General features: G+C 72.1%; 2 protein-coding genes. One reads left to right on the top strand and one right to left on the bottom strand.

The window, feature by feature from the left end:
• Positions 1 to 228 precede the first annotated feature (228 nt).
• A complete protein-coding gene (locus tag ACFXAM_RS05960) occupies positions 229 to 1,539 on the bottom strand; it encodes an extracellular solute-binding protein (protein ID WP_380287811.1) in 1,311 nt (436 codons plus the stop codon).
• 341 nt (positions 1,540 to 1,880) lie between these two features.
• Here ACFXAM_RS05960 and ACFXAM_RS05955 point away from each other — a divergent pair, with 341 nt between their 5' ends.
• Positions 1,881 to 2,711 (top strand): IclR family transcriptional regulator, encoded by an 831-nt coding sequence (locus ACFXAM_RS05955; protein WP_380287809.1) that lies wholly within the window; start codon positions 1,881 to 1,883, stop codon positions 2,709 to 2,711.
• Positions 2,712 to 2,747: the final 36 nt, after the last annotated feature.

Here is a 2,747-nt window from a genome sequence, read left to right as displayed (position 1 = left end):
CGCGGGGGCGCGGCCGACGCCCTGCCCCGGCGCCACCCGCTCGGGGAAGGCGGCGCCGCCGGGGCGGTCGTGGTGGGTGCGGACACGTACGGGACCTGCTCTCTGGATGCCCGGTGGGCCCGGGTCCGGTGGCGTGGACCCACCGGACCCGGGTTCAGCCGGCCTGGACTGTCGGCCTGGGCTCTCGGACGGCCCGGACACTCGGACGGCCCGGGCTCAGTGGGCGGCTCAGTGGGCGGCGAAGGCCGAGGTGATCTGGGTGGCGGCGTCGCCCGAGGCCTTGGCCACGTCCGCCTTGCCGGTGACGACCTGCTGGAGCATCGTCGGGATGACGGACTGCGCGTCGATCTGCGCCCACGCCTGGTCCAGCGGCACGAACTTGGTGCCGGCCGCGATGGTGTCGGTGAAGGGCTTCAGGAAGGCGTCCTTGGCGGCGACCTTGGTGTTGACCGACTTCAGCGTCGGCAGGTTGCCCATGGCGTCGTACATCTGCTCCTGGTACACCGGGCTCGCCAGCAGCTCGGCGAACTCCACGGCCAGGGTGCGGTGCTTGGCCGCCTTCATCACGCCGAGGTTGTTGCCGCCGGCGAACGCCGGGGCGATCGAGCCGGCCTTCTCACCCGGCAGCGGGACCACCGCGTACTTGTCCTTGGCCGCGCCCGCGTCCACCTTGCTGCGGCTGGAGTTGGGCAGGATCGCCATCGCCGCCTTGCCGGCCGCGAACAGGTCGACGGTCTTGCCGCCGGTGAGGTCGGCGCACTGCTGGACCGGGCAGCCGTTCTCGTTGAAGAGGTCGGTGTAGCGCTTGAGGCCGGCCTGCGAGGCGGGCGAGTTGATCGCCGCCTTGAACTTGTCGCCCTCCTTGACGGCGATGTCGCCGCCCGCGTCCCAGACGAAGGGCAGCGCGCCGAAGGTGTACTTGCCGCCGACCGCGATGCCGAAGGTGTCGGGGTGCGCGGCGTGGATCTTCTCGGTGGCGGCGACCAGGTCGGCGTAGGAGGTCGGCGCGGCCAGGCCCGCCTCGGTGAACATGTCGGTGCGGTAGTACAGCGCGCGCACACCGACCCACCACGGCAGGCCGTAGGTCTTGCCGTCGAGCACGGCGGTCGAGGCGATCGCCGGGTCGAGGTCGCCCTTGTCCTTCCACTTGTCGAGGTCGGCGCCGATCTCGGCGAGACCGCCGGCCGCGACGTAGCCGGGCAGGTCGGTGTTGCCGAACTCGACCAGGTCCGGGGCGCTGTTCGGGTCGTTGAACGCGCCCTTCATCTTGGCGGCACGGGCCGAGGCGTCGGTGTCGATGTAGCTGACGTTGACGGTGACGCCCTGGTGGGAGGCCTGGAACTCGGCGACCGCCTTGCTGATCACCGCCTCCTTCGCGGCGTTGCCGGCCTCGTTGTACAGCCAGACCTGCAGCGTGCCGGTCTTGTCGTCGGCAGCCTTCTCGCCGGCCGGTACGGCGGTACCGGGCGAACAGGCGGCGGCCGCGAGGCAGGTGGCGGCGAGGACGGCAGCCGCGGTGGTCCGTCTGACGATGCGCATGGGTGTGGAGCCTCCCCTCCCGACAGCTGCCGCCGAGACGTGCGCCGCTGGGGACGGGCACGTCGAAGCAGGCCCTGACCGGGGCCGGATGGTGGGTGCGTGCGTGGACGCGTGGATGTGGGGGTGGTGCTACATGGGTACGGCAGTGCGACCGCTCGGGTGGGCTGCGTCGCCTGCTCGATGCCAGGGACGTTAGGCGGGGGCGCTCGCGACCAACAAGAGTCGGTTCGCGAAGTTTTGCACTGCACAACGCTGTATCGAAAAAGCGGCGGTCGGGTCTCGAAGCGGTACGGTTCGACAACCGTCGCAGTCCGGCGGCGGAACGAGAGGGGAACGGACCGATGACGGAGCAGGCGGCCAGCGCGGCCACCACCGCGAAACCGAAGAAGGCGGCGGGCGAGCGCAACCAGTCCTCCTCGCTGCGCCGGGCGCTGTCCGTCCTCGGCTACGTCCGCGACCACGGTGACGGACGCGGCGTCCCGCTCGCCCAGCTCGCCGAGGCGCTCGACCTCAACAAGTCCACCGTGCTGCGCCTCACCGGGCCGCTGCTGGACGAGCACCTGCTCGACCGCGACCGGGAGACCGGCTGGTTCCGCCTCGGCCACGGCTCGCTCCGCCTCGGCCAGGCCTACCTCTCCACCCTCGACCTGCGCAGCGTCGCCGCCGAACACCTGCGCCGCCTCCAGCGCGAGGCCGGCGAGACCGTCCACCTCACCGTCTGGCAGGCCCCGGGCATCGTCTACCTCGACAAGGTCGAGGACGAGACCAACGTCCGGATGGCCTCCCGGGTCGGCAGCCGCGCCCCCGCCTACTGCACCGCGACCGGCAAGGCGATCCTGGCCTGGCTCCCCGAGGAGGCCGTCGCCGAGGTCGTCGCCGCCGGCCTGCGCCCGGTCACCGCCTGGACCATCTCCGACGAGACCCATCTGCGCGCCGACCTCGCCCGCACCCGGGCCCGCGGCTACTCCATCGACGACCGCGAGAACGAACCCGAGGTCCGCTGCGTCGCCGCCCCGATCTTCGACCACACCGGCGAGGTCACCGCGGCCCTCTCGGTCTCCGGCCTCACCTCCCGGATGACCGCCGCCCGCGTCCGCGCCCTCGGCCCCGTGGTCGCCCAGGTCGGCCTGCGCATCTCCCGCGAACTCGGCTCCGACCGCCCCGTGCCGTGACATGCGGAAGGGCCCGGCACCTGAAACAGGTACCGG

It is taken from the genome of Kitasatospora sp. NPDC059462 (genome assembly GCF_042749955.1).
Classification (GTDB): domain Bacteria; phylum Actinomycetota; class Actinomycetes; order Streptomycetales; family Streptomycetaceae; genus Kitasatospora.
This window is presented reverse-complemented; position numbering and strand designations above follow the sequence as displayed.

Excerpts from the sequence above, each read along its gene's own strand:
- ACFXAM_RS05955 (WP_380287809.1), top strand. The coding sequence starts at position 1,881 with ATGACGGAGCAGGCGGCCAGCGCGGCCACCACCGCGAAACCGAAGAAG.
- ACFXAM_RS05960 (WP_380287811.1), bottom strand. The coding sequence starts at position 1,539 with ATGCGCATCGTCAGACGGACCACCGCGGCTGCCGTCCTCGCCGCCACC.